The sequence below is a fragment of the Streptomyces sp. CC224B genome, from assembly GCF_030010595.1.
Taxonomy (GTDB): domain Bacteria; phylum Actinomycetota; class Actinomycetes; order Streptomycetales; family Streptomycetaceae; genus Streptomyces; species Streptomyces longispororuber.
The window spans coordinates 1-25,407 of record NZ_JASCXL010000040.1 but is presented as its reverse complement, the minus strand read 5'-3'; the positions used below and the strand labels follow the sequence as shown (position 1 = coordinate 25,407).

Genomic DNA, 25,407 nt, shown 5'->3' with positions numbered 1-25,407 from the left:
CTGCTCCTGCTTACCGTTCGGGGCCTTCGACGCCGTGGACAGGGTGAGCGACCCCGCTCGCGGTGACAGTAAGGGTCTCCACGCCGACAAGTCCGAGGAGCTGCGTACGTCGGTGGGCGGTGACCGTGACGGTGATCCTGGTCGGCGTGGTCGTCACCGTCCCGGTGGCGCCGGTGGAGGACAGGTACGCCTGAGCTCGGCGGTGGGCCTCGGGCGGGACCAGGCGTACGGTTCCGGTGTCCCGGTAGGCGACCAGGTCGATGGCCTGAGCGCCTGAGCGGGCTGCTTCCTGTGCCTCGCCGAGGGCCCGGACCTTGGCCGCCAGGGCGAGACCGCCATCGACCACCAGGCCGGCGAACATCACCACGGCGACGGCGATCAGGACGACGAAGACGGTGACCTGTCCCTGGTCGTCGAAGGGGACGTCCTGCCGTGCCTCGGCGCGCTGTCGCGCTCGCCGGATGTCGAAGTACGTCACGGGCTTTCGCCTCCACGAGCCTCCGTCGCACCCGCAGCGCCACGGTAGGTGTCCACTGGGGCGGCGAAGTCGGCCTCGATTGTCAGCGAGGACGGCACGCCCAGGAGCGCCAGATCGTGCAGGTGGACACGGCAGGTGACCGTGGCGGAGAGCGTGCTCCCCGGTTGCACGCTGCCGTTCAAGTCGACCGTGAGGGGACGGCAGGTGAGGCCCGCTTCGCTCAGCGCCGAAGCAGCGGTCGTGTGGGCGTGCGCGGCGGCAGCGGAAGCTGTTCGTTGCTGGCTCGCGGCGCGGGCCGCCTGGTGGGCGGCGTCCTCGACGCTCAGCCGGGCGTCGGTCATGCGCCCGCTGAAGACCAGGAACCACAGCATCAGGACCAACACGGGGATGATGAGGACGAGTTCGATCGTCGCCGAGCCGACATCGGGAATCCGGTTCCTCACGGCCGGTTCACCTCGGGCCTGAACTCCTCGGTCGGGCCGACGGCGCGAGCCCGGACGGGCAACCGCACAAAGGGCAGGACGCTGCTCGCGGTACCCAGGACACGTACGTCGGCACGGTCGGCGCCGCGGTCCACCGAGATCCGGGTGTCGCGCAGCGGCCCGCGACCGAGCTGGTCGAGTACGCGGTCTGCTTCCCTGTGCCCGGAGGCCGTGGTGCCGTTGTGGACGCGTGTGGCCGCCAAGGCGTGGGAGGCGGTGGTCTGGGCGATGTGGGTCGCGTGGATGTACAGAGCCGCCTGCGCGAGGAGGAGTACGAGGGTGAGGATCAGCGGCATGACGATCACCATCTCCGTGGTGACGGAGCCGCCATCGTCGCACCGTGGTGCCAGCGGTCTCAGCGGAAGCTGACGCTGCGCGCGGCCGCCATGATCTGCGGACCGAACAGCCCCGTCACGGCCAGGGCGAGCGCGGCGGCGAAGGCGATCCAGATGACGTGCTCGGAGGTCATGCCGCGGTCGTCGCGGGCCAAGGCGCGCAGAAACCCGCCGAGTTGTCGCTGCCAGGTCCAAGGGGAAGGGCGCGGAAGCATGGCCGGTCTCCTTTCGGCGTCGTGGGGAAGTCATAGTGAGGCGGTGATCTGAGTAAGGGCCGGATAGAAGACGAAGATCACGAAGCCGAAGGCCATGAGCATGCCGGGCAGGGCCATGCGCTCGGTGGCCGCGTTGGCCTGGCCCTCGGCGGCGGCGCCGTCCTGGCTGCGCAGGGCGGCGGCCTTGGCGGCCAGCGACGCGCGGACCTTCGAGCCCTCGGTGCCGGCGAGGGAGAGCACGGCGGCGAGTTCCGTCAGTTCGGCGATCTCCAGCTCCTCCCCGAGTTGCCCGAGGGTGGTCCAGGGGGAGCTGCGGGTGAGGCGCGCGGTGTTCAGCGCGCGGCGCAGTTGCTGGAAGGCCCATCCTTGGCCCGTCCGGGCGGCGTCGTGCAGGGCGGCATCGATGCCCGCGCCCCCGGCGAGCAGAATGTGGATGAGGTTCAGGTAGGCGCCGAGGGCATGGCGGAAGGCCTCCCTGCGGCGCTGGGCCTGGGCTCGTACGGTCAGGTCGGGCAGCAGGAAGCCGCTCACCGCCAGCGCCATGGCGACGGACGCGGGTACGGCCCACGGCAGCGCCCTGCCTCCCACGGCCAGGACGAGTTCGACCGCCAGGGGCAGTACCAGGCCCGTCAGGGCGAGTGCGGCCTTCTCCGCGAGGTGTACGTCCGCCGAGCGCTCCGTGACGGCCAGGTCCTTCTGGACGTCCCGGTGCGGCAGCCCGAGCGAGCGCAGAGCAGTGGTGAAGGGGGCGCCGAGGCGGACTGCCCAGCCCCCGGCCTCCGGGGTGGTGAGGAGGGGCTGCTGCGGAGGCTCGGGGTGCAGTCGCGCCATGAGGTCGGACAGACCCGGTCGGGGCGGGGCCAGCCACACCAGCAGCGACCACAGGCCAAGGCCCACCCCCGTGCCCAGCAAGCCAAGTGTGACGGTCATGGCGACACCTCCCGCCCTCCGGTCCCGTTGCCCTCAACGGGGGCCAGGCCGTCCAGGGAGATCAGGAAGCGCTCGGGGCCCTCGATCCGGGCCAACCGGCGCAGCCAGGAGAACGCGACGGTGAACAGCGCGCCGATACCGAGCAGCACCAGTTGTCCGGCGGCCGCGTCGTACGGGTCGAGGAAGGCGGGGTTGAGCACGACAAGGCCTCCGGCGAAGGAGAGCGTGGTCGTGACGACGACGCGCAGGGTCGTACGCATGCGGGCACGGGCGGCGTCGACGCGCTGCCGCATGGCGACCTGCGCCCGGCCAGTAGCGGCGAGTTCGCCGAGAAGCGGGGCGAGCTGGCGGGCCTGGTGCTGTGAGGCCAGGGCCAGGGCGGCGAGTACGAGGTCGGCGGCCGGATCGTCCAGATCATCGGCGAGACGTCGCAGGGCCGGGGCGAGGCGTTCCCCCCGCTCCAGACGGGCTGCCAGCTCCAAGATCTGAGGGCGTACGGCCTTGGGCGCTGCGCGCGCGGTGGCCGTGATGGCCTGCTCCAGGCCCGCGGCCGCGGCGAGGGTGTCGCGCAGCATCTCGCTCCAGCCGGCCACTCCCTCGATCCGGGCCAGCTGCTCCCGGTCGACCGCCCCGACATCGAGCAGGCGAGGCATCGTCCAGGTCGTCATGGCGGCGAGCAGCCCGCCCGCCACCCAGCCGGTGACGGCTCCGGCCAGGAGCCCTGCGGCCAGCGATGCGGTGAGCCAGCGCCCGCCGCGTTCCCGCTGGCCGTACTGGTGCCGCGCCGTGCGCAGGACAGATGGTGAGGAGGCCGACTTCGGCGGCTCACGCCACCCGCGTACGACGAGGAGTAATCCGCTGCTGATGCCCAGCCCCAGGAGCGCTGCCAGCGGCACGTACGCACTCATGGTGACCACCACTGGCCCAGGCGCTGCAGCGCTTCGGGATCCAGGCCCGCGGCCACCAGGGCGTCCAGCGTCTCCGTGCGGAGGGGCACGCCGGGCTCGGCGCGGAGGTCTGGCCCGGGACGGAAGACCTCGTTGGAGACGATCTGCGGGCCGTCGGCGTCGATCACCTCGCGGATGGAGGAGACCACGCGGCTGGCCGGTTCGCCGCGCGGGCGGTCCAGGTGGACGACGAAGTCCAGGGCGGAGGCGACGAGGAGGTTGGTGGCCTCCAAGGACAGGCGCTCGGGGCCTTGGACGGCGTACGCGGCGAGCCGGGTGAACGCTCCTCGGCTCGTGGAGGCGTGCAGGGTGGCCATGGAGCCGTCGTTGCCCTGGCTCATGGCGTTGCACATCGGGATCACCTCGGACCCGCGGACCTCGCCGACGATGACGCGGTCGGGGGACATCCGCAGGGCCCAGCGCACCAGCTCAGCCTGTGAGATGGCGCCCTGGCCCTCGATGTTGGCCTCGCGGGCCTGCATCGCGACCACATCGGGGTGGGCGACGGCGTCGGCGTCCAGCCCGAGCTCGAGGACGTCTTCTACGGTGACCAGCCGCTCCCAGGGCGGGATCTCCGCGGCCAACGCGCGCAGCAGGGTGGTCTTGCCGATAGCGGTGCCGCCGGTGACCAGGAGGTTCTTGCGCGCCCTGACCAGAGCGCCGAGGAACGCCTCCAGGTCCCGGTCGATGGTGCCGAGGCGGCGCAGCTTGCCGAGCGAAACGGTCCGGTAGCGGTGTCGTCGGATGGATACGGACGGTCGGGCGGTCACGGCCATGACGGCGAAGACGCGCTCACCACCGGGCAACTGGAAGCTCACGCCCGGGCTCCCCCGGTCGAAGCGGCGCTCCTCCACCCCCGAGCGGGCGGCGAGGTCGCGGATGAGCTGCGTCAGCTCCGCGTCCGACCCCACCACCGGCGGGAGCTGTTCGCGACGGCCGTCCGCGTAGCGCACGAAGACCCGGTCACCGTTGATATTGATGTTCTCGATGTCCTGGTTGCGGAGCAGCGGTTCGAGACCGGCGAGGCCGAAGACCTCGTTCAGCACCGCCTGGACCACCTGCTGCTCGACGTCGCGTGAGACGACGGGGCCGCCCTTGGTCAACTGCTCGCGTGCGTACTCCTCCGCGGCGTCGGCGAGGACCGCTTCGGCCAGGGCACGCCGTTCGGCCTCCGGCCACTGCGGCTGGCCGGAGGACTCGTGGGCCCGGACCCTCTCGGAGAGTCGCTTGGACAATTGGCGTCGCAGCCGTTGGCGTAGCCGCTCGGTCGTCGCGTCCTCGTAAAGGCTCGCACCAGGGAGCCCCGCAGGATCGGTCACGCCGGTGCCCAGAGTGACCCGGACCTTTCCGTTGCTCGGCCCTGCCGGACCCGAGCCCGGTGCGCTGCCCGAAGGCGGTGGCGTCTCCCGCTCGAAGTCGTTCATCGCACCCCTCCGTTGCCGGAGGAGGCTGGGCACTCAGGCCATCCTTGGGCACCGGGCAGCCTGAAGTGGAGAGCGGGGGCGGTGAGTTCAGTGTCCGTGACTTCTACGCCGGTCCGCTCGGAGCCTTTCACCACGCGGCCCGCCATCCGCGTCGCCAAGGACGCGAGTGCTTTGCCCAGCTCTGTGCGGGCCGGGGCAGCGCGTCTGCCGGTGACGCCCCGCAGCAGGGCCGCGCCCCGCAAGTCTGCCGGAAGACGGGCTGCTACCTCGATGCCCAGCTCACGGCTCACCTCATCGTCTCGGTAGCCCTCGCCCACGAGCACGAAAGCCAGCGCGCGTGACCACTGGCCGAGCGCTTCCCTCTTCATCGCTACGTAGGCCAGGGCGTCGCTCCGAGCCCGTGCGAGCAGGAGCACGAGGTCAGCGGTACGGAGGACCGGCATTACCTGGGTGTTGCCTTCAACCCGGCCGCAGTCCGCGAGCACGACTGCTCCCGCCACGTCCGTCCAACTCCGGACAGTCGTTCCGCCGTCATGAGTGAGCTGCTCCAATGCGGCGCGGGCCTGTTCCGCGCCCGGCGGTCCGACGACGACCCGCAGTCCGCCGGGAAGCCGCTGGGTGTGCTGCCACAGCAGGTCGGGGTCGGTCGCCCGACGCGCGGCGGCAGCCAGGCTGACGAGCCCGGGTGAGAGGTCGAGACGGAAGCGGGCCAGCAGATCGCCGCCCGCCGGATCGCACTCGACGACCACCGGTGCATCGCCGGCCGGCCAGCCCGCCGCGAGGCCGAGGGCGGTGGTCGTCACCCCGGGCGACCCCTTCAGGCTGCACAGCGCCACCAAGGCCATGGCTACCGCCCTCCCCGCACCACGACCAGGCGCAGCGTCCCCTCCGGCGCGGCGGCCAGACGACGGGCGTCGGCCTCGGCCAACTGCAGGGTCACCACCGTCACCTGGTCGTCCTTGTGCCCCCGCACCTCGGCCACCACGGCTTTCCAGGTCTCGGTGCCGACGGCAGCGGACTCGTCGCCTACGTCATCGGGAGCAGCGGCCACGACCATGACGCGATGACCGGGCTGGAGCCCGGTGGGGAACTGCCCCAGCTTCAACCCGACCGCGGCGACGGCCTGCCCCGCACGTGGCACCTTCGGGCTGCCCAGGACGCTTTTCGTCAGTACGGCTCCGGCGGGAAGGCTGTAGGCGAGCGATCGTCCCTCAACCGCGCCGCGGGCCTCCGCCGGTACCGCGTCGATCCCGCCGTTCCGGGCGATGCTCGCCTCCCGTACATCAGAGACGCGCAGCTCCTGCCCGACGGATACGGGCCGCTTCAGCACGAGTACGGTCACGCGGTCTCCCAACTTCAACGTGAGCAACACACCTCCGGTCGCGCAGCCGAGGACCAGGAGCACTCCGAGCAAGAGGTAGGGCAAGCGCCGTCGCCGCGAGGCACTCGCCAACCGCGACGGAGCCCGTCCAGCGTCGGGCCCACCCCTCCTCAGGGAGTCCCGGCTCGCGGAACCGGGGTCCCCGAGCGCGCGTAGTCGGGTGCTCATCCGTGGCCCCTCCTGCCGTTACGTCCTGCGACCGCACCAGCGCGACGCCGTCAGTCCTCGGTGTTCAGTGCCTGGCTCTCCGCGACGCGGAAGCGAGCGTCGGCCGTGGTGGTCAAGCCGGGGAATGCCCCGCTCTGTCCTTCGCCGGACCAGCTCACCGTCCAGTGGACCGTCGCGGAGACCGCGTACGCGTTCCCGGGCTGTCCGGCCGACGAGGAGCGATAGGTGTGCCCGCAGTCCGGCGAGGCGCTACGAGCGCCCAGCGCACCCCTCTTGCCGCGGGCTCCGGTGTCGTACGGAGTGCCCGGTCCCTCGCACGTCACCGAGCTGCCGTCGCCCAGCCGCCAGACGACCTTGCTCGGCCGCGCCACCGCTGTCACCGACACCCCGGGCACCGAGGCCGACGCCGAGACCTGCTGCCAGGCCCCGGGGGCCAGCCACAGCCACGTCGGCAGGCCGACCAGCTGCTCGACCGGCGGGTTGGTCCTGATCGTGGGAGGGGGAAGCCGTAGCTGGCTGCGCGCCCGCTGGGCCACCTGCTCGGGTGACGGCGCAGGAGAGCCACCGGCGTCGTCCTGGACCCCGTCGGGGAGCCACACCGGGGGCCGGTAGAAGGCGTCCCGGAACCCGCTCGACGAGCACTTGTAGACGTACCAGGCGCCCTCCTCCCCCGGCCTCGGGTCCGCCACCTGCGCCGCCGAGCCGGGCTCGGCTCCTCGCTCCGGCGCGGCCGCTGCCACACGTTGGGCACCGCTGACTGCCGGCTCCTGGTATGCCGCGTGCACCACCGGGCCCGGCGGCTCGTAGTCGCTGCGCTCGTACGCACACCGCGCCAGGTTCGGATCACGCTCCCGTGAACCGTTGCCGCCACCTCCGCCTTCGCCTCCGCGAGGGCGGGGCGCCGCACCGCGTCCCTCCAGCCGGGGAGCCTTCTTTCCGCCTTCTCGGCCTTTCCCTGCGTCGAGTTCGCACCCTGGATGCGGGTGCTGCGAACAGTCCACGTTCCCCCAGCCCGGATCGGCCAGCGCAGGAAGAACGCCCGCCAGGGACAAGGTTCCCGCCACGACCAGCACGGTGCAGGTACGTCTCAACACGACCCGACCTCCCAGACGGCGAACCGCGTGACCTTCCACCCGCCGTCGGCCTGCTTCTTCACTTCGGCCGTGATCGCCTGGCGTCCGCCGGGCCTGTCATCGGCCAGCTCACCGCTGCTCTTCCGGTACTTCAGCCAGCGGGATGAGTCACCGCAATCCGAGATCATCGCCGCGGTGGGCTCGGCAGCCGGGGTGACTTTGGTGATCTTGGGCGAGTTCTTCGGCTTTCCCTTTGTGACGAGGCCGTTCCGGTGGTCGGCGTACATTCCGCGCGTGATCGCCTTGAGCGCTTCGCCCGTCGCGTACCGGGCGAGCCGCGGCGCCCGCCAGTCGGAACTCCTCGCCGCCTCCGCCATGTCGCGCCACATGCCCAGGTAGGCCGTGGTCGCCTTCCTCCTCGCACCTTCTGTGGCGGACGCCGTCGTCGAGGTATGCGGCTCCTTCACGCTCGAGCCGGGGGAATCGCGCGAGTCGGCGCCAGCAGGCTCCTTCGTGGCCGACGAGCCATTGCACCCTGCGCAGAGGAGCACGGCCGCGGTGCCGAGCCCGGCGCACGCGCTGCGCCATTCGCCGCGACGACGATTCTCTGTGGACCCCATGGGCACACCACCCCACGAACAACGCAGACTCATACCGGGCGCACATGCGCACGCCGGCGCATCCACCTTTACTCCGGCCCAGCCCCCTCACCGCAAGACACCTCGGCGGACCGACTTCGAAGTCAGGACGAAGTTTCAGATCAAGGAAATCGCCCTAGATCGCAGTAAACGCCGCGTAGAGCATGATCGGTCTGCCCGCTGACGGAGGTGAACAGATGCTGAGCCGTCCCCGAGCCTGGGGAACATTGGTACAGCGGTTATCGGTGAGATTAGGATTAGCCGGTCACGTACATGTACCGCGGCTCGTTGCATGGTGCGGGCCCGGCCGCGCTACGCGACCGGGCCCTCTACGACTTTCTGCTGAGCATCCCGCCGCCGCCTCCGCTGTCACCACCCACAAGCGTTACGGGCGGGCGGCGGAGTCAGCGACGCACGTCCTTCTCGAAGCCGACGACGCACTGGCCGTACGCCTCGAGCTCTTCGGGCTCGGCGTCGCACCCGTCACCACCGGCCAGCACCGACGCACGCTGCAAGGTGTCGTAACGGACGGTCGCGGTAGCGGTCACGACCAAGTCCCCGCCCGCGCCCCCGCGGACTGCCACGGCCTCGTCGTACACGTCGTCCAAATCCGCCCGTGGCTCAGGGAAGTGGTCAGCGAATTGGCCGGAACGAGTAGTAGTGGTGACTGGGGTCATTCCACGAGAAGCCCGGGTCGACCAGTGCGGTCGGGCTGCCGGAGCAGTTGCTCGTGGGCCACAGGTGGACCCTGCGGTTCGTCATGTTGGCCCCCCGGACCGCCCCGGCACTGGTGGTGTTGTAGCACCGGCCGACCTCAGGTTCGAATTCGATCGTGCGCCGTCCATCACCGTCGTAGTACTCAAAGTAGCAGGAGCCACCGCCGGGAGGCGGGCAGGCCGGCTGGAGAACCTGGGCCTGCGCCTGGGAGCCTGTCCCCAGGCCGACAGCGGAAAGAGCCACCGCTGCGGCGAGCGCGAGACGCGGAGCGATGCGGCGCGTTGTGTGCAAGATCATGCATAGTTAACGACTACCGAACTCCCCAGTCACCGAACGGCACACTCCTCGGTTTGAAGATGGGAACTGTCTCGCACAACGTGCGAGTCTCGCGAGGAGTTCTGCGAACGGTGTGTGGACTCACCGGGACGCCAGGAAGCCGCAACTGCGATCCATGATCAATCTTACCGATGGTCGCTGTACCGGTCTTCCCACAGCCGGTCCCTTGCCCCTACCAAGCGACGGGGAGAGCGACCAGGCTGCAGATGCGGCTGCCAGTAGTCCACCGCAGGCTGTCGGGCGGGACAGCCAGAGCAAGTCCAGGGAAGCGCTCGATGAGTGAGAGGATGGCTACTTGGATCTCTACGCGCGCGAGATTGGCACCCAGGCAGTAATGAGGGCCGTGCCCGAAAGCGAGATGCCGGTTCTCAGCGTTCCGACGGATGTCGAACTCGTCCGGGTCCGGGAACTGCTGCGGATCGTAATTGGCAGCCACCACGGGCGCCAGCACCGCCTGCCCCTTGGATACTGCGCCCCCGGACGGCAACGTTAGGTCCTCGGTGGCCACGCGCAGCAGGCCCCCATGCCCCGGCACCTCGGTGCGGAGGATCTCCTCGACAGCTCCACTGAGCAGCACGTCCGGTTCACGTCGGATCGCGGCCATCTGGTCAGGGTGCCGCAGCAGGGTCAGGACGCCTCGGCCGATGACGTGCCCGGTGGTTTCGTGACCAGCGATGATCAGCCCGCGGACCATACGAGCCAGCTCGCCCTCGCTGAGCCGGTCCTCGGCGTCGTGAGCGTTGATCAGTTCATCGAGCAGGTCGGAGCCGGGCTTCTCACGCCGCTCGGCGATGAGCCTGTCGGTGTACGCAGCGAATTCCGCTCCGGCCTTCAGGCGCTCTTCCGCAGTGGCCGTGCTCGTGGACAGGAACACGTCCGACCACACCCGGAAGCGAGGGCTGTCCTGCGCCGGGACGCCCAACAATCGGCAGATGATGTTGATCGGGAGAGGGAAGGCGAAGGCGTCCATCAGGTCAACGGGCGGCGAGGTGGAGGCGAGAGCGTCGAGCAATTCGTCGGCCAGCGTTTGGATCTGCGGTCGCCACTCTTCGGCCCGTCGCGGTGTGAACGCGGACTGCACGATGCGCCGCAGCCGAGTGTGTTCGGGAGGGTCCATGTTGACGAGAGCGTGCGGATCATCAGGAATGTCGCGGCCGGCGAGCATGCGGGGAGCGCCGGGGTACCGAAGGTTGCGCGTGAAGCGGGCGTCCGCGTGCACTTCTCTGACGTCTTCGTACGTCGTGGCCAGGAGGACCTCGTCGCCGCTCGGCAGCGTGACCGGCCCGAGCGGACAGCCACCGCGCCTGTCGGCGTACGCTTCCGGTGGGCCGCCGAACTCCCGCGGCGGGAAGGGAAACTCGGCCATGTCGCCGTTGCACCCGAGCCCTGTGGACATCCGACAACCCCCCTTGCAACGGTTGAGTTCGCTATCCCACGCTACCTGATGGGCCATCAGTTTGTGGGTGAGTAGCCCCCGCAGAACCAGGTCCTTGATGGCGCGAACGCAGGGCCTCGACGATCTCGTCTTCGTGCCGCACCGCCCACTTCCCCACAGGAACAAGAGCTGTCAGCAGCTCACGGCCCGAGTCCGTCAATGAACACCGGGCAGTTCCGGCGAACTCGCGCCCCCGCGCTTCATGAATGATCACACCGTCAGCGGACAGCCGGTGCAGGGTGTCCCAGAGCACCTTGTCCGACAGGGTCCGCTGACCGTAGACGCGGCGATCGATGCCCTCGTTGACGACCACGGCGAGATCCGTAGGGCGCAGCGGGCCGTTGCGCAGGCCGGCCATCACCGGGAAGCTCCAGCGCAAACGGAGCATCGTGAGCGCGACGCCGAAATTGCGCCAGCGCTCCTGGCTCGGAGTGCGCTTTCCAGCCGCAGTGGCCGAAGGGGGTCGGGACGGCCGCTCGTCGAGTTTCAACCCTCGGCGAACTTGCAGGTTCGACAGCAGCAGACGTGCGTGGCGCGTCGCCCAGCTGGCCGGCTCGTGCAGTGCGTCCATCAATTCCCTCGACAGGGAGGTCAGCTCTCGAGCAGCGCTCTTGCACCGGGGCGAGGTGGGGCAGCGCTTGATCAGCCCTTCGCCTTCCATCCGCCGCAGTGTTTCGACGAGGGTCTTCTCATGCAGGACCCACTCATTCAACAGGTCCGCATTGCGCACATTCCCTCTGTTGATGTGTTGCAGCAGCTCCGACGGACTCATCGCGCCGTCCAACAGCGCGACAAGAACGGCATACGTCCACTTGTTCCGGATGAGCTCGATCGTCATCCCGATCCCGCGTAGATAGCGGAGCTCGTCGTTTGGCAAGCGCCTACCCCCATGAGCATGAGCCGCGGCCGCTCATGCATCCTGCTACGCCAACGAGGGAAACCCTAGGCGGCTCGACGGGCACACCTTCTGCCGCAAGTCGTACCACCGTGACTGGCTTGAAGTCATCGACGTAGCGGCACTGGCTTTGAAGTTAGATCGCGAGGGCGGTGTAGCACCTTGTTAGGTGCTGAGACAACCGTCGGCAGGCTGAGCGCCCGACCACACCCTCAGGAAAGTGAAGCGCCATGCGGGACAGCGGCTGGGGGGTGTTGCCCCCTCCCCCGGCAAGAGTCGGACAGGTATGGACCAAAAGGAGGAGCGATGCGGCATCGCCGAGAGCATCGAGGTTGAAGTGCGTAACGCCCATCGGTCACCGGCGTCTTGCGTCCGGCCGATGAGCAACTGCGTGATCGTCAGTGGAACCGAAGCATACGTGCGGCATCAATAAGGGGGTCCCGTGCATGAGAACAACGATCACTCAGCAGGCGGGAATACAGAAGCCAGAGAATCACCCCGCCGCCTGACCGCCCGTCTGCCACTCTTTCGCCGTTCCCTGCGGCCAAGAGTCACCCCTCGCGACGAGGAATATCTGCAACTGATCCATGATTTCCTGCGCATGGTGAACGGGGAATGGTACTGGGATGTCTTTGTGGCTCTGCAGGACGGCCCCTTGCAGTACACAGACCTGCTGAACGCGGTTCGCGCGCGGACACCCACCAGCAACTGGCCCGGGCGATCCCACCGTCACATCCAGGAAGGCACGTTGTGCCGAACTCTGCAGCGTCTGACCGAAAGGGAACTCATCGAGCGCGAACGAGCGGCACATTTTCCCTTCACCACAACGTACTGGTTGACGCCGCCGGCCCGAGAGCTCCTGACAGTCATGGTTCCTGCCGCTGAATGGGCGCGGACACACTCAGCGCTTCTGGTGAGGGCTCAGCAGCGCCGTAAGGCCTCTGGTCGATAAAGGCCTCCTCGTCCACGATCACTCACGCCCTCTCGCTCCCGTGCTGACTTCGAAGTTGGTCCGCAAGCACCTCTTGCGGCCGAAGGGAGGGGAGGGAGTAGTGATGGAGAAGCCGAGGCTCGCATGTGCACCAGGCAAGGTGCAACGCCGTGGCGGGCATCGGTAGAGCAGCTGTACTCGTGATGCCCACCCAGGCGGAGAAAGACAGGTGCGGGCATAGGCGAGGCACTGCCGGGAGGGCTACCGCCCGGCCTTGCACAACCCCGCCCCGTAACACCCGGGACGGTCCCACCCCCCAAAGCACCCTGCTCCGGGACCACAGCAAGCGTCGCACCCGACTCCCCTGCGGTGAAGCTGTGCATTCCGGGGCAGGGGCCCGCTCACTCACTCGCGAGAAGCGATCCCATGTCCACGATGTTTGACTCACACCCGGCCAGAGACGACAAGGCCCTACGACGCGTGCTCGAGGACGCCGCCATGGGCCGGTGGGAAGGGCCACGAGAGATGCTCATCGCCACCGGGCCGGACTGGGACCGGAGGATCTTCCGCCTTCAGGTACTGGCCGAGGCCGGCGCCCGCCTCCGGTTCGCCGACACCTGGGCGGAGGCCGAGCCGCACTCCCCGCACGCCTTGGCGCTGCTCGCGCACGTACAGGCCTTACGCGCGATGATCGCGGGCCGTGACAGCGGCCAGACGCAGATGGAGGAGGCCTGGGCGACGTGCCGTGCCGCACTCGACCTGTGGCCCCAGGACGTGGCCCCACTCGTGGTCATGCTCGCGTTGCTGCGCACCCACGCGCCCGACCACAGCACGCTCAGCCACGTGTGGGAGGAGATCAAACAACGCGACCCCTGGAACCGCGAAGCCCACCACGAGGTCGTCACCTACCTCTTCCCCCGCTACCACGGCGCCCCGGGCGAGGCGATGTGGTGGGCCGAGGAGCAAGTCGCCATCGCCCCTAAGGGCTTGCCAATCGCGGTTCTGCCGCTCGTAGTGATCGCCGAGGTCCACCGCTGCCGGCAGGAGCAGAACGAGGGCTCGTACGGACTGGTGATCCACCCGTGGGTCGACTGCCCGCACATCGACCTGGCGCTGGAGCGCTGGTGGCGCTATCGGGCGCCGCGGCCGCACGCGTGCTTCGCCGACGACGCCAACTACCTGGCGCACGCGCTGTCGTTCGCCAACCGCCACCACGAGGCCGCGGAGATCTTCGACGCGATCGGCCCATACGCCACACGCATCCCGTGGGCCTACTGCGGCCGCGCCCGCGAACTGTTCCTGCGCCACCGTGCCTGGGCCTACAGCCCGCCCCGGCGACGGCGCCCTTGAGAGGCGCGCCCATACCGCCACACCCGTCATACACGGAAGGACAGAAACCCGGTGCCCTTAGATGTATCCCGCGTCTCGGACGAAGAGCGCCTGCGGCAGCTCGGCTACCGGCAGACCCTGTCGCGCTCCATGTCCGGCCGCGCCAACTTCGGCGTCAGCTTCACGATCATCTCCATCCTGTCCGGCTGCATGACCCTCTACGGCTACGGCATGAATACCGGCGGCCCCGCCGTCATCATGTGGGGCTGGCTGTTCGTCGGCCTGATGACCCTCTTCGTGGGCCTCTCCATGGCCGAGGTCTGCTCCTCCTACCCGACCAGCGCCGGCCTCTACTTCTGGGCGCACCGCATGGCGCCCGAACGGTCAGCGGCGGCGTGGGCGTGGTTCACCGGCTGGTTCAACACCCTGGGGCAGATCGCGGTCACCGCGGGCATCGACTTCGGCGCCGCCACCTTCCTCAACGCCTTGCTCGATCTGCAATTCGGCTACGCCGCCACCCCGGGGCACACGATCACACTGTTCGGAGCCATCCTCATCCTGCACGGCATCCTGAACACCTTCGGCGTGCGCATCGTCGCCTTCCTCAACGAGATCTCCATCTGGTGGCACATCACCGGCGTTCTCGCCATCAGTGGCGCTCTCGTCTTCGTCCCCGACCACCACCAATCCGTCCACTTCGTTCTGGGCGAAGTCACCAACAACACCGGCTTCAGCTCGACCGCCTACGTGGTGCTGATCGGGCTGCTGATGGCGCAGTACACCTTCACCGGCTACGACGCCTCCGCCCATATGACCGAGGAGACCATCGACGCCGCGGTCGCGGGGCCCAAGGGCATCGTCCGCTCGATCCTCGTCTCCCTGGTAGCCGGGTTCGTTCTTCTCTTCGGTTTCACCTACGCCATCCGCTCCTACACCGGCGCCCTCGAATCAAGCACCGGCGTACCTCCGGCGCAGATCCTGATGGACGCCCTCGGCGCGGCGACCGGCAAGTGGCTGCTGCTCGTCATCATCGTCGCCCAGTTGTTCTGCGGCATGGCCTCGGTGACCGCCAACTCCCGCATGATCTACGCCTTCTCCCGCGACGGCGCGCTGCCCTTCTCCACGACGTGGCACAAGCTCCACCCGGGCACCCGCACCCCCACCCACGCCGTCTGGCTCGCCACCGGCGGCGCCTTCGCCCTCGGCCTGCCCTACCTCTGGAACAACACCGCGTACGCGGCCGTGACCTCCATCGCCACCATCGGCCTGTACATCGCCTACGTGATTCCGACCTACCTCCGGCTGCGGCAGGGCGACCGGTTCGAACGCGGCCCCTGGCACCTCGGCTCCTGGTCCACCATCATCGGCACCGTCGCCGTCGCCTGGGTCCTGGTCATCACGGTGCTGTTCATGCTCCCGCAGAGCTCACCGATCACCGCCAAGACCTTCAACTACGCCCCCATCGCGGTCGGCGTCGTCCTCGCCTTCTGCGGCACCTGGTGGCTGGCTTCGGCTCGGAAGTGGTTCCTCAGGCCCCACCACGCCAGCAGTGTCGCTCGACAGCATTCACGGGCGCCTGAGTAGATAGCCGACCGCTCGCGCCGAGCTCCTGATCAGCACCGGCGGAAAGGTTCAACGAAGCATGGTCACGTACGAAAGGTCCGGCAGAGGACCGGCGCTTCGGGAGAGCTCGGTCAACCGGCGTACGTCTCACCGAGCGTGATGTTGCCCGCCTGGTTCGGGACCGTAAGAGCGCTCACGCGAACCCCGGATGCAAAGATCTCTTGTTGCGTGTTGAGCTCCAGGCTGCACGCGAACTCGTCGTACTCACCACGACCGTGGCCGTCCATGGCCCGATGCGCGGCCTTCTTGGCTCCCGCGAGGAAGCTCTCGAACGAGAGGGAATCGTCCATGAATGAACGTTAACCGCCGCCGCAGTATAGACCGATAGATTTCAAGGAGACCCGGCTCCGGGGCGACCCGCATCCGGGGAGCCGGGGCCTTGGGGTCAGATCTCAGAAAAGCTGACCGGCTCGTCAGGCCCGGACGCAAGATCCGTCGGAACCCGGGGCCCGTCTCGGGCGCTCAACCGTTCGGGTCAGCTCGCACCATCGCGACCAATTTCCTCGAGCGGCTCGCACCGATGCGCAGTTCCTTCCGCAAGGCCTCGGCCGAGATCGGACGCCGGCGCAGCTCCCAATTACGGGCGTCCAAGCGCAGCGCCTGCTCGAACAACGGATCGCTCGCATCGGATCCGCCTTCACCGTCCTCGTTCGCCTCGTCGCCGAGTGCGCGGACCTCGGTCCACTGCCCCGGGCGGTGCGCCAGGAGCTCGACGGCGAGCAGCAGTGCTACGGGAGGCCACCCTGCCACTAGCACCGGTTTCCAGGCCAGGGCAGGCGCCGCTGCGATGTTCGCCGCGAGCGAGACGACGATGCCGAGCAGGAACGCCAGCCACAGCACGCCGCGGCGGTGTGTGCCAGCGGGGGCGGGGCGCGCCAAGAGGCCCACTGTCGACAGCAGCAGAAGCCCGTCGACCGACAACGGCCATAGCGCCGCACTGGCCGCGTCTGCCCCACCTAGAAGGGCGAACTCCCGTTGATGCACATATGAGGCGTATGCGGCGACTCCTGCCACGACCAAGGCACACAGACGGCGCACCCATAGGTGCAGGCCGGCTTCCTCTTGAGGTGCTCGCCGCTGTGTCCCACCCCTGGACCGCACCGCTTCGGTCTCCGGCGGACCGGCAGTACGGGGACGGCGGTGCTCAGCGCTCGACATCGACAGCCTCCTTTCAACGTCATCGGCGATCACGCGTGGCGCCCGGTACGCGAAAACGCCCCACCCAGGGCTGCTGGGTAGGGCGTGTGGGACTGAGACCAGTGCACATCCAGTGCACATCCGCGCGGGAACTCCCGGGAACTCCCAGGTAGAAGCGGGATGTCCGAGCAGGCGGACAAGCCCTTGATCGCAGCGAATGTGCTGGTCAGAGGCGTAAAGGCAGACGAGTCGGGCTGTACGCCGGGTTCTGTTCCCCGGTCGCCTCGCGGCGGTCGGGGCGACGGCCATCCATCTAGGGCCGGCATTGCTGTCGGCCTCGTGCGGTCTACCCGCGGACTCGGGCGGGCAGCCCTCGGTCGTCCGCGCAGAGACACCGGGGTGTCTCCTCTTGACCTTGCTCCAGGTGGGGTTTACCTAGCCGCCTGAGTCACCTCAGGCGCTGGTGGTCTCTTACACCACCGTTTCACCCTTACCGAGGACCGAGGTCCCCGGCGGTCTGCTTTCTGTGGCACTGTCCCGCGGGTCACCCCGGGTGGCCGTTAGCCACCACCTTGCCCTGTGGAGCCCGGACGTTCCTCGGGGAGGTCCACCAGGGCCTCCACGCGGCCGTCCGCCCGGCTCGTCTGCCGTGCCGACCATGGTACCCGCCACGCCGGGGACCGCGGTCCGGAGGCCGCCGTGGCCAGGAACGAGCCCGCCAGGATCAGCGTGAAGGCCGCCCAGAACGACGGGGTGAGGTGTTCGGAGAGGAACGCCATGCCCGCGAGCGCCGCCACCGCCGGGTTGACGTACGTGAAGACCACCGCGCGCGTCGGGCCCGCCTCGTGGATGAGTTCGAGGAAGACCACGAAGGCCAGCGCCGTGCAGATGACGCCCAGGCCCGCCAGCGCCGCGAGGGTCTTGTCGTCGGGGACCTCGGCGGGCCACGTCGCCGCCGCCGCGGGGGCGTACACCAGCGCCGCCAGCGTCAGGCAGGGGGCGATGAGCTGGAGCGTGGGCACCTTCCTGAGGTGGCGGGCCACGATCAGCGGGGCCGTGGCGTAGCCGAGCGCCGTGATCAGGACCTCGGTGAGCGACCAGGCGTCGCCGCCCGTCAGGTGCGGCACGGTGAGCACCGCGACCCCCGCGAAGCCGAGGGTGAGCCCGGTGAGGCGGCGCCTGCCGAGGCGTTCGGCGTCGCCGAAGAAGCGGGCGAGGACGGCGCCGATGATCGGGACCGCGGCGATCAGCAGGCCCGCCGTCGAGCTCGACAGGTGCCGCTCGGCGTCGGTCAGGGTCCACCAGGGGCCGAGGATCTCGACGCAGGCGAAGGCGAGCATGGGCCGCCAGTGGGTCCGCAGGACGCCCCCCAGTCCGCCCTGGCGCAGCGCGAAGGGCAGCAGCAGCGCCGCCCCCAGCGCACAGCGCGTGAACACCACCATCGACGGCGACAGGTCGCTGTCGACGGCCACTTTGATCATCAGGTACGGGATGCCCCACAGGACACCCATGAGCGAGAACAGGAACCAGCCTCGTGCCGTCATGCCCGCAGTGTGAGCCCGGTCAGGGGGCGGCGTCTTGAACGGTGTTGCGCCCCTCGGCGGCGGGCCCGCCGGGGCGCACGCTGGTGCGGTACGCCGCCGGGGTCACCCCCGTCACCCTGCGGAACCAGCGCGTCAGATGCGCCTGGTCGGCGAAGCCCACCAGGCCCGCGACCTCCGCGGGCCGGTGCCCCGCCTCCAGGAGACCGCGGGCCCGCGCGACGCGGTGCTGGGCCAGCCAGGCGTACGGCGGCATCCCCATCGTCGTACGGAAGGCGCGCAGCAACTGGTACCGGGACAGGCCCGTCTCGGCGGCCAGCTCGGCGAGGGAGGGCGGGGTGCGCAGGTCCTCCGCGAGACGGTCGCGCACCGCCCGCGCGAGGGCGGCCGCGCCCGGGACCGCGTCCGGGGCCGGGCGCGCGCTGCCGTGGCGGTGCGCGAGGGTGCTGAGCAGCCAGGCCAGGCGCGACTCGGCGGTGAAGGCGGCCAGGGAGTCGGTCGCCGCGTCCCCGCTCAGCGCGGTGTGCGCCGCGTACAGGGCCGACGCCAGTTCCCTGTCGTCCACCACCGCCTCCCTGAAGTGCGGCAGACCGCGGGTGGCCTCGGCGAGCAGCCGCGGCGCCGGGTAGATCGCGCGGTACGCGTAGCCGTCGTCGCCCGGCGCGGGGCGGCCGGTGTGGGTCTCCCCGGGGGCGAGGACGACGACAGCGCCCGCGCCCACGTCCAGGCGCCCGCCCCGGTAGTCGATGATCTCCCTGCCCGCCACGCAGACGCCGACCGTGAACTCCTCGTGGCAGTGCGGGGCGTAGCGGTGCCGGTCGAAGCGGGCGGTGAGCAGGTCGAGCGTCGCGCCGCCGCCGAGCGGGGCCCGGGTCCACACCGCGCGTTCGCCGTTCCTGTCTCTTCTGTCGTTGCTTCTGTCGTTGCGTCTGTCGTTGCGTCTGTCGTCGCCTCTGTTGTCGCCTCCGTCGTTGCGTCCGACGTCCGCGCGTCCGGCGTCCGTGCGTCCAGTGTCCGCGCGTCCGGCGTCCGTGCCTGTGCCTTCGTCGTCCGCGTCGCTACGTTCGCCGCCGTTCGTGCCCAGTCGGCCGTGCATCCCCTCACCCCCCTCCCGGCCTCCTCCGCGTCCTGGCCGAAAGCATGCCGCAGGCAGCCGGGGGGCGTTCAACCACGTCTCACGCCTCGGCCTCCTGGGGCCGCGCGAGGGTCCTCAGGGTCAGCGCCTCGGGTCCCGTCGCTTGACCTTGCCGCAGCGTCAACGTTTCTACTGAAAGGCATGCGCATCGGAGAGATCGCGGCCGCCGTCGGGCTGACCACGCGCGCCATCCGCCACTACCACCACCTCGGGCTGCTGGCCGAGCCCGTACGGCTGCCCAACGGGTACCGCTCGTACGGGCTCCGCGAGGCCATCGTGCTGGCCCGGATCAAGCGGCTGACCGAGCTGGGGCTCGGGCTCGACGAGGTGCGGGACGTGCTCGCGGACGACGCCGGGCGGGAGCTGACCGAAGTGCTCGCGGAGCTGGACGAGGACCTGGCACGGCAGGAGGCGGCGATCAGGGAGCGCCGGGCCCGGCTGGCCGAGCTGCTGCGGATGTCCCGGGACGGGCTGCTTCCCGACAACGGGCCGGTCTCGCCGAAGCTCGCGGAACTGTTCGCGCGGCTGTGGCCGGCCGACTCCGCGAGCGCCGCCAAGGACCTGGAACACCTCGCCCTGTTCGACACCGTGGCCGACGACGGCGTCCGCGAGCGCCTCTACCTGGTACTGCGGCAGCTCGCCGACGACCAGGAGCTCGCCGCCCGGCTGCACCAGGCGTACGCACGGCTCGACGAGCTGGCCGACGCCCCCGTGGACGACCCCCGGGTGGAGCCGCTCGGCCAGGAGCTCGCCGACCTCGTACCGCGCGACATCCTGGCGGTCCTCGTACACGGGGGCGAGGACCGCCAGGAGCCGGAGGGGCGCGGCGCCCCGAGCGCCGCCTTCGGCGACGCCTTCCTCGACGACTTCGCGCCCGCCCAGGCGGCGGCCGTACGGCACATGCTCAAGCAGCTCACCGGGAAGGCGGGGTGGTCGGTGTGACGCGGGACGGAGTACGCCTGCTGCGGCGGCTCGCGGGCCACGAGCTGCGGGGGTTCCAGAGCCTCGGGCTGTGGATGGCGCGGCGGCGCCACGGCGTCGGCGGTGACGGCCACGCGGCGGCGTACACCGGACCGCAGACCGCGACGCTGCTCGCCTTCACGTTCCTCTGCGTCGTCGAGACGGCCGCGCTCGCGCTCGTCGTCCCCTGGCCGCTCGTGCACGGTGCGCTGCTGTTCGTGGACGTGTACACGGTGGCGCAGTGCCTCGCGCTGCACGCGGCCTGTGTCACGCGGCCCCACGTGGTGGCCCCGGACGGGTCGCTGCGGGTGCGCTACGGCCACCTGCTCGACCTGCGCGTCCCCGCATCGGCCGTCGCCCGCGCGCGTGTGGACCACCGCTTCCCCGAGGGCCGCGCGATCCGGATCGGCGACGACGGCACGCTCGACGTCGCCGTCGGCAACCAGACGACCGTCACCGTCGAACTCACCCACCCGGTGGAGTTCGTACGACCGCTGGGGCGCCGGGCGACCGCGCGCGTGGTGCGGCTGCACGCCGACGATCCGCGGGCCCTGGTCGACGCGCTGCGGCGGCCGCGGGCGGAGGTTCCCGCCGCGCGCGCGGCGGACGCCCTGACCGGTGAGGCGGACGCCCCGGCGCGTCCGGCGGAGGGGTGCGCGGCCTGAGGACACGGCCCAAGGCGGAAGCGGGGACAGCGCACGCGGGCGCCCGGGACGCGGGGAGCCCTTCCGCTGGGGGCCGCGGGGGCCCGTCACGCGGGGGTGAACAGGACCGTCGCCGCGGCGGGGTCCGCCCGCGCGAGGCGGACCCGGACGCGCTCCCCCAGCGGCAGCGGCTCCGCGGGGGACTCGACGCGGGCGACGACCGCGGGGTCGGTCAACTGGACGGTGCCGACGGCCGGGCGGCGCTCCTTCACGTCCACCACGACCGCGTCGAAGACCTCGCCGACGCGGTCCTGGAGCAGCGCGGCCTCGACGAGGTCCACGCAGGCGCGCTCCACGGTGTTGCCGCGGCGCGTGCCCTCCGCCATCTCCCCGGGCAGCTCCGGCAGCGCCGCGAGCACCCACTCCGGCGGCGCCGTGCCCGCGCACGCGGCCAGGCACAGCTCGCCCGCGTACCGGTCGGCGAGGCGGCGCAGCGGCGCGGTGCAGTGCGCGTACGGCGCGGCCACGGCGGCGTGGGTCGTCAGCTCGGGGACCTCGCCGCCGCTGAACACCGTGTACCCGGCGCCGCGCAGCAGCGTCGTGCACTCCTGGAGGAACGCGGCGTGGTGCGGCAGGCGCGGGTCGAGGGAGCGGACGAGTGCGGCGTACGGCAGGTGGCGCGGCCAGTCGACGCGCAGGGCCCGCGCGGTGCGGCGCAGGCGGCCGACCGCGCCGTCGGGGGCGGTGGGCAGCGTCCGCAGCACGCCCGTGCCCGAGTCGAGCATGAGCCGCGCGGCGGCCATGCCGGTGAGCAGGGAGAGCTGGGCGTTCCAGCCGTCGGCGGGCAGGGGCGCGCGGTAGGCGAGCTCGTACGCCCCGCCGTCCGGGCCGCGGACGATCTCCTGCTCGGGCACGTCGAGGGAGATGCCGCCGCGCTCGGCCTCCAGCCGCTCGCGCAGCCGCCCTACCTCCGCGAGCAGCGCGAGGGGCTCCTCGGCGGTACCGGCGTCGACGGCTCGCTGCACGCCGTCGTAGTCGAGCTTGGCGCGGCTGCGGACCAGGGCGCGGCGCACGTCGGCGGACTCGGTACGGCCGTCCGCGTCCAGGTCGACCGTCCACAGGAGCGCCGGGCGGGTCCGGCCGGGCAGCAGGCTGGCCGCGCCCTCGCTGATCGCGGCGGGGTGCAGCGGGACCTTCTCGTCCGGGAAGTACAGGGTGGTGACGCGGCGGTGGGCCTCCGCGTCCAGCGGGCCGTGCGGGGTGACGTACGCCGCGACGTCCGCGATCGCGTACCGCACGCGGAAGCCGCCGCCCGCCCGCCGCGACAGGTGCGCCGCCTGGTCGAGGTCGACGGAGGCCGGCGGGTCGACCGTGAAGAAGGGGATGTCGGTCGCGTCCGCCTGCGGCAGGCGCGGGGCCGCCACGGCCCGCTCCGCCGCCGCGAGCACCCCGTCCGGGAACGCCTCCGGCACCCCGAGCCGCACCCGCAGCTCACGCAGCGCGCCCCGCAGCGGGGCCTCGGCCGCGCCGGACACACGAAGACGACGCCGGGGCATGCCCCGAGCGTAGGCCCACCCCCAAGACCCGGCACCCGGACCCCGGCCGTTCGGCCACCCGGCAGGGGTTTTCAGCCCGTCCGGCGAGGACATCAGTCCGCCCGGCAGGGCTTCCAGCCCGTCCGGCGTTTGAGGACGAGCGCGCCGGCGCGATGCGGTAACGGACGCCCCACCCAGCGCTCAGCCGACAACGGCGAGAGAGACCCAGCCCGTCCGGCGTTTGAGGACGAGCGCGCCGGCGCGATGGAGAGGGGTGGGCGGGCGGGAGGAGGAAGCCCCGCACCCACCGGGGCGGAAGGGGCGCCCGGGGCCGGGCCCCGGTACCCCGTACGCTGTCGCCGGGGCCGAGCCCCACCCGCACCACCGTAAGGAGAACCCCGTGCTCGTCCTGCTGCCACCGTCCGAGGGCAAGGCCGACTCCGGGCACGGAGCACCGCTCGAGCTCGCGTCGCTGTCGCTGCCGGGGCTGGCCGAGGCCCGCGCCGCCGTCCTCGACGAGCTCGTCGACCTGTGCGCCGCCGACGAGGAGAAGGCGCGGGAGGTCCTCGGCCTCAGCGAGGGGCTGCGCGGCGAGGTCGCGAAGAACGCCGCCCTGCGTACCGCCGGGGCCCGGCCGGCCGGTGAGATCTACACCGGCGTCCTGTACGACGCGCTCGACCTGGCCTCGCTCGACGCCGCGGCGAAGCGGCGGGCGGGGCGCTCGCTGCTGGTCTTCTCCGGGCTGTGGGGAGCGGTCTCCGTCACCGACCGCATCCCGTCCTACCGCTGCTCGATGGGCGTGAAGCTGCCGGGCCTCGGCGCGCTGGCCGCGCACTGGCGCGGGCCGATGGCGTCCGTGCTGCCCGAGGCCGCCGGGGACGGGCTCGTCCTGGACCTGCGGTCGGCGGCGTACGCGGCCGCGTGGAAGCCGAAGGGGGAGGTCGCCGGGCGGACGGCGACGGTGCGGGTGCTGCACGCGCGGCTGGTGGACGGCGTGGAGAAGCGCTCCGTGGTCTCGCACTTCAACAAGGCCACCAAGGGGCGCGTGGTGCGCTCCCTGCTGACCGCCGGAGCGGCCCCGGCGTCCCCCGCCGAGCTGGTGGAGGCCCTGCGGGACCTCGGCCACGTGGTGGAGGCCGAGCCCCCGTCGAAGCCGGGGCGCCCCTGGTCCTTGGACGTGGTGGTCCGGGACATCCACTAGCCACCCCGCCGGTGCCCGGTCGCGGCCGGGCGGCGGGACGTGGCCCGAGCGGGCGGACGCCTGTTGCAGGAGGCGCAACGGGCTTTGCGGAGGGTGGTGGCGGGAGGGCACGATGCCTGCATGAACTCCCCCGTCGCCGCCAAGGGCTCCGCCCTGGACCTGGCCCCCGTCGTCCCCGTCGTCGTCGTGGACACGGCCCACACCGCCGTACCGCTCGCGCGAGCGCTCGTCGCGGGCGGCCTGACCGCCATCGAGGTCACGCTGCGGACCCCGGCCGCGCTGGACGCGATCCGGGCGATCGCCGCCGAGGTCCCGGAGGCCGTGGTGGGCGCGGGCACCGTCACCTCGCCCGGCCACGTGGAGGACGCGGTGGGCGCGGGGGCGCGGTTCCTGGTCAGCCCGGGCTGGACGGAGTCGGTCCTGGGCGCGATGCGGGAGTCGGGGGTGCCGTTCCTGCCGGGCGTCTCCACGGCGTCGGAGGTGCTGGCGCTGCTGGAGCACGGGGTGCGGGACATGAAGTTCTTCCCGGCCGAGGCGGCGGGCGGCATCGCGTATCTGAAGTCGCTCGCGGGCCCGCTGCCCGCGGCCCGCTTCTGCCCGACGGGCGGCATCACGGCCGCGTCCGCCCCCTCGTACCTGCAACTGCCCAACGTCGCCTGCGTGGGCGGCAGTTGGATGCTGCCCGCCGAGGCGGTCGGGGCGGCGGACTGGGCCCGCGTCGAGTCCCTGGCCCGCGAGGCGGCGGGCCTGGGCTGAGGGTTCCCGGACCGCCCTCGGCCGAGCACGGAGCCCGCGGCCCGGGCGGTCAGCGCAGGTGGCCGGTGTCGTTCAGGAGCCGCACGCTCGCGTTGCCGTCCGCGTAGTACGCCACCGCCGACAGCGACGCCGCCGCGAGTTCCATCCGGAACAGGGACTCGGGCGGTGCGCCGAGCGCGAGGCGTACGAGGGTCTTGACCGGCGTGACGTGCGTGACCAGGAGGACCGTACGGCCCGCGTACGCGGCGAGGAGCCTGTCGCGCGCGGCCGAGACGCGGCTCGTGACCTCGGCGAAGGACTCGCCGCCGGGCGGGGCGACGTGCGGCGAGGCGAGCCAGGCCGTCAGCTCGTCGGGGTGGCGCTCGCGCACCTCGGCGAAGGTGAGGCCCTCCCAGGCGCCGAAGTCGGTCTCGCGCAGGCCCGGTTCCAGGTGGACGTCGAGGCCGAGCCGGGCGGCGACGGTGCGGGCGGTCTCCTGGCAGCGCAGCAGCGGCGAGGAGACGACGGCCTGCACGGTGCCGCGCGCGGCCAGCGCGGCGGCGACGCGGACGGCCTGCTCGCGGCCGATGTCCGACAGGGAGGGATCGCTCCCGCCGCTGCCGGAGAACCGCTTCTCGGGCGTCAGCGGGGTCTCGCCGTGCCGGAGCAGGACGAAGGTGGCGGGGGCGCCGAGGTCGGCGGGCGCGGCCCAGCCCACGGGCGGCGTCCCGGTGGCCACGCCACGCCCAGGTGACACGGGCACTCCGAGCGCTTCGGACGCTCCGGGTCCGGACGTCCCGGGTCCGGACGTCCCGAGCCCGGATGTCCCGAGCCCGGATGTCTCAAGCCCGGACGTCCCGGGTCCGGATGCCCCAAGCCTGGATGTCCCGGGCCCGGACGTCCCGAGCCTGGATGTCTCAAGCCCGGATGTCCCGGGCCCGGACGTCCCGAGCCCGGACGTCCCGAGCCCGGAGGTCTCAAGTCCGGACGTCCCGGGTCCGCTCGCCCCGGCCGCGCCCGCGCCGGGGCCGACAGGTTCCAGCTCACCCGCCAGGGCGGTCGCGCCCGCGCCGGACACACCGGGCCCGGCCCCTGCGGAGCCACCGCTGCCGACGGGCACGGCGTCGCCCGGCCCGTCGCCGCCGGAGCCGCCCGCCGCGACCGACCGCGCGGCCCGGGCGT

Annotated in this window: 29 protein-coding genes and 1 other RNA gene; 9 read left to right on the top strand and 21 right to left on the bottom strand. The window is 71.3% G+C overall.

The genetic code is table 11. The annotated features are described in order from the left end of the window. Window positions 1-10 precede the first annotated feature (10 nt). The 15 genes from QK440_RS17855 to QK440_RS17785 form a co-directional block, all read right to left on the bottom strand. Window positions 11-478: a pilus assembly protein TadG-related protein gene (locus tag QK440_RS17855; protein ID WP_282794108.1), complete on the bottom strand. Its 468-nt coding sequence runs from the start codon at window positions 476-478 to the stop codon at window positions 11-13. Next, window positions 475-921 (bottom strand): TadE family protein, encoded by a 447-nt coding sequence (locus QK440_RS17850; protein ID WP_282794107.1) that lies wholly within the window; start codon window positions 919-921, stop codon window positions 475-477. Before QK440_RS17850 ends, QK440_RS17855 begins: the two co-directional genes overlap by 4 nt. Next, window positions 918-1,310, bottom strand: a complete 393-nt coding sequence (locus tag QK440_RS17845; protein ID WP_282794134.1) for a TadE/TadG family type IV pilus assembly protein — start codon at window positions 1,308-1,310, stop codon at window positions 918-920. The genes QK440_RS17850 and QK440_RS17845 overlap by 4 nt, the downstream gene beginning before the upstream one ends. A gap of 5 nt (window positions 1,311-1,315) precedes the next feature. Continuing rightward, window positions 1,316-1,510 (bottom strand): hypothetical protein, encoded by a 195-nt coding sequence (locus QK440_RS17840; RefSeq protein ID WP_282794135.1) that lies wholly within the window; start codon window positions 1,508-1,510, stop codon window positions 1,316-1,318. Window positions 1,511-1,540: 30 nt separating this feature from the next. Then, window positions 1,541-2,440 carry a type II secretion system F family protein gene (locus QK440_RS17835; RefSeq protein WP_282794106.1) on the bottom strand — a complete coding sequence of 300 codons (900 nt, stop codon included), beginning with the start codon at window positions 2,438-2,440 and terminating at the stop codon, window positions 1,541-1,543. Continuing rightward, window positions 2,437-3,348: a type II secretion system F family protein gene (locus QK440_RS17830; protein ID WP_282794105.1), complete on the bottom strand. Its 912-nt coding sequence runs from the start codon at window positions 3,346-3,348 to the stop codon at window positions 2,437-2,439. Before QK440_RS17830 ends, QK440_RS17835 begins: the two co-directional genes overlap by 4 nt. Next, window positions 3,345-4,622, bottom strand: a complete 1,278-nt coding sequence (locus tag QK440_RS17825; RefSeq protein ID WP_282794104.1) for an ATPase, T2SS/T4P/T4SS family — start codon at window positions 4,620-4,622, stop codon at window positions 3,345-3,347. The genes QK440_RS17830 and QK440_RS17825 overlap by 4 nt, the downstream gene beginning before the upstream one ends. Before the next feature lie 185 nt (window positions 4,623-4,807). Continuing rightward, window positions 4,808-5,656: a hypothetical protein gene (locus QK440_RS17820; RefSeq protein WP_282794103.1), complete on the bottom strand. Its 849-nt coding sequence runs from the start codon at window positions 5,654-5,656 to the stop codon at window positions 4,808-4,810. 2 nt (window positions 5,657-5,658) lie between these two features. After that, the gene (locus QK440_RS17815) at window positions 5,659-6,153 is read right to left on the bottom strand and encodes an SAF domain-containing protein (protein ID WP_282794102.1); all 495 of its coding nucleotides are present in this window, start codon (window positions 6,151-6,153) and stop codon (window positions 5,659-5,661) included. Between the two features lie 257 nt (window positions 6,154-6,410). Next, window positions 6,411-7,100 carry a hypothetical protein gene (locus QK440_RS17810; protein ID WP_282794101.1) on the bottom strand — a complete coding sequence of 230 codons (690 nt, stop codon included), beginning with the start codon at window positions 7,098-7,100 and terminating at the stop codon, window positions 6,411-6,413. A 347-nt stretch (window positions 7,101-7,447) separates the two neighbouring features. After that, complete coding sequence (locus QK440_RS17805; protein WP_282794100.1) at window positions 7,448-8,053, bottom strand: hypothetical protein; 606 nt, start codon at window positions 8,051-8,053, stop codon at window positions 7,448-7,450. A 422-nt stretch (window positions 8,054-8,475) separates the two neighbouring features. Beyond that, the gene (locus tag QK440_RS17800) at window positions 8,476-8,619 is read right to left on the bottom strand and encodes a hypothetical protein (protein ID WP_282794099.1); all 144 of its coding nucleotides are present in this window, start codon (window positions 8,617-8,619) and stop codon (window positions 8,476-8,478) included. 85 nt (window positions 8,620-8,704) lie between these two features. Continuing rightward, complete coding sequence (locus QK440_RS17795; protein ID WP_282794098.1) at window positions 8,705-8,833, bottom strand: hypothetical protein; 129 nt, start codon at window positions 8,831-8,833, stop codon at window positions 8,705-8,707. A 463-nt stretch (window positions 8,834-9,296) separates the two neighbouring features. After that, window positions 9,297-10,520 (bottom strand): cytochrome P450, encoded by a 1,224-nt coding sequence (locus QK440_RS17790; RefSeq protein WP_282794097.1) that lies wholly within the window; start codon window positions 10,518-10,520, stop codon window positions 9,297-9,299. Between the two features lie 31 nt (window positions 10,521-10,551). Further along, window positions 10,552-11,397 carry a winged helix-turn-helix transcriptional regulator gene (locus QK440_RS17785; RefSeq protein WP_282794096.1) on the bottom strand — a complete coding sequence of 282 codons (846 nt, stop codon included), beginning with the start codon at window positions 11,395-11,397 and terminating at the stop codon, window positions 10,552-10,554. Window positions 11,398-11,896: 499 nt separating this feature from the next. Here QK440_RS17785 and QK440_RS17780 point away from each other — a divergent pair, with 499 nt between their 5' ends. The 3 genes from QK440_RS17780 (at window position 11,897) to QK440_RS17770 (ending at window position 15,298) form a co-directional block, all read left to right on the top strand. After that, window positions 11,897-12,406: a winged helix-turn-helix transcriptional regulator gene (locus QK440_RS17780; protein ID WP_282794095.1), complete on the top strand. Its 510-nt coding sequence runs from the start codon at window positions 11,897-11,899 to the stop codon at window positions 12,404-12,406. Between the two features lie 405 nt (window positions 12,407-12,811). Then, the gene (locus QK440_RS17775; protein WP_282794094.1) at window positions 12,812-13,735 is read left to right on the top strand and encodes a hypothetical protein; all 924 of its coding nucleotides are present in this window, start codon (window positions 12,812-12,814) and stop codon (window positions 13,733-13,735) included. A 51-nt stretch (window positions 13,736-13,786) separates the two neighbouring features. Then, window positions 13,787-15,298 carry an amino acid permease gene (locus QK440_RS17770; protein WP_282794093.1) on the top strand — a complete coding sequence of 504 codons (1,512 nt, stop codon included), beginning with the start codon at window positions 13,787-13,789 and terminating at the stop codon, window positions 15,296-15,298. Window positions 15,299-15,408: 110 nt separating this feature from the next. Here QK440_RS17770 and QK440_RS17765 read toward each other — a convergent pair whose 3' ends face one another. The 3 genes from QK440_RS17765 to rnpB all read right to left on the bottom strand — a co-directional run bounded on the left by QK440_RS17765 (window position 15,409) and on the right by rnpB (window position 17,117). Then, window positions 15,409-15,627 (bottom strand): hypothetical protein, encoded by a 219-nt coding sequence (locus tag QK440_RS17765; protein ID WP_282794092.1) that lies wholly within the window; start codon window positions 15,625-15,627, stop codon window positions 15,409-15,411. 172 nt (window positions 15,628-15,799) lie between these two features. Then, window positions 15,800-16,495, bottom strand: a complete 696-nt coding sequence (locus QK440_RS17760) for a DUF2637 domain-containing protein (protein WP_282794133.1) — start codon at window positions 16,493-16,495, stop codon at window positions 15,800-15,802. Window positions 16,496-16,715: 220 nt separating this feature from the next. After that, window positions 16,716-17,117, bottom strand: an RNA gene (rnpB, locus tag QK440_RS17755) — RNase P RNA component class A. Between the two features lie 56 nt (window positions 17,118-17,173). On the opposite strand from rnpB, the gene QK440_RS17750 reads away from it, so the two are divergent. Continuing rightward, window positions 17,174-17,539, top strand: coding sequence for a hypothetical protein (locus tag QK440_RS17750; protein WP_282794091.1), 366 nt, complete (start codon window positions 17,174-17,176; stop codon window positions 17,537-17,539). Between the two features lie 162 nt (window positions 17,540-17,701). Next, window positions 17,702-18,031 (top strand): hypothetical protein, encoded by a 330-nt coding sequence (locus QK440_RS17745; RefSeq protein WP_282794090.1) that lies wholly within the window; start codon window positions 17,702-17,704, stop codon window positions 18,029-18,031. Between the two features lie 6 nt (window positions 18,032-18,037). Here QK440_RS17745 and QK440_RS17740 read toward each other — a convergent pair whose 3' ends face one another. After that, a complete protein-coding gene (locus QK440_RS17740; RefSeq protein ID WP_282794089.1) occupies window positions 18,038-19,111 on the bottom strand; it encodes an AraC family transcriptional regulator in 1,074 nt (357 codons plus the stop codon). A gap of 180 nt (window positions 19,112-19,291) precedes the next feature. Here QK440_RS17740 and QK440_RS17735 point away from each other — a divergent pair, with 180 nt between their 5' ends. Then, window positions 19,292-20,092 (top strand): MerR family transcriptional regulator, encoded by an 801-nt coding sequence (locus QK440_RS17735; RefSeq protein ID WP_282794088.1) that lies wholly within the window; start codon window positions 19,292-19,294, stop codon window positions 20,090-20,092. After that, window positions 20,089-20,775 carry a hypothetical protein gene (locus QK440_RS17730; RefSeq protein WP_282794087.1) on the top strand — a complete coding sequence of 229 codons (687 nt, stop codon included), beginning with the start codon at window positions 20,089-20,091 and terminating at the stop codon, window positions 20,773-20,775. Before QK440_RS17735 ends, QK440_RS17730 begins: the two co-directional genes overlap by 4 nt. An 86-nt stretch (window positions 20,776-20,861) precedes the next feature. Here QK440_RS17730 and QK440_RS17725 read toward each other — a convergent pair whose 3' ends face one another. Further along, window positions 20,862-22,310 carry an RNB domain-containing ribonuclease gene (locus QK440_RS17725; RefSeq protein WP_282794086.1) on the bottom strand — a complete coding sequence of 483 codons (1,449 nt, stop codon included), beginning with the start codon at window positions 22,308-22,310 and terminating at the stop codon, window positions 20,862-20,864. A gap of 379 nt (window positions 22,311-22,689) precedes the next feature. Here QK440_RS17725 and yaaA point away from each other — a divergent pair, with 379 nt between their 5' ends. Continuing rightward, window positions 22,690-23,490, top strand: a complete 801-nt coding sequence (yaaA, locus tag QK440_RS17720; protein WP_282794085.1) for a peroxide stress protein YaaA — start codon at window positions 22,690-22,692, stop codon at window positions 23,488-23,490. Window positions 23,491-23,610: 120 nt separating this feature from the next. Beyond that, entirely contained in the window at window positions 23,611-24,246 is a 636-nt protein-coding gene (gene eda / locus QK440_RS17715; protein WP_282794084.1) for a bifunctional 4-hydroxy-2-oxoglutarate aldolase/2-dehydro-3-deoxy-phosphogluconate aldolase, read from the top strand. A 49-nt stretch (window positions 24,247-24,295) separates the two neighbouring features. Here eda and QK440_RS17710 read toward each other — a convergent pair. Then, window positions 24,296-25,407, bottom strand: a 1,112-nt coding sequence (locus QK440_RS17710; protein WP_282794083.1) for a histidine phosphatase family protein, incomplete at its 5' end; no start/stop codon positions are given.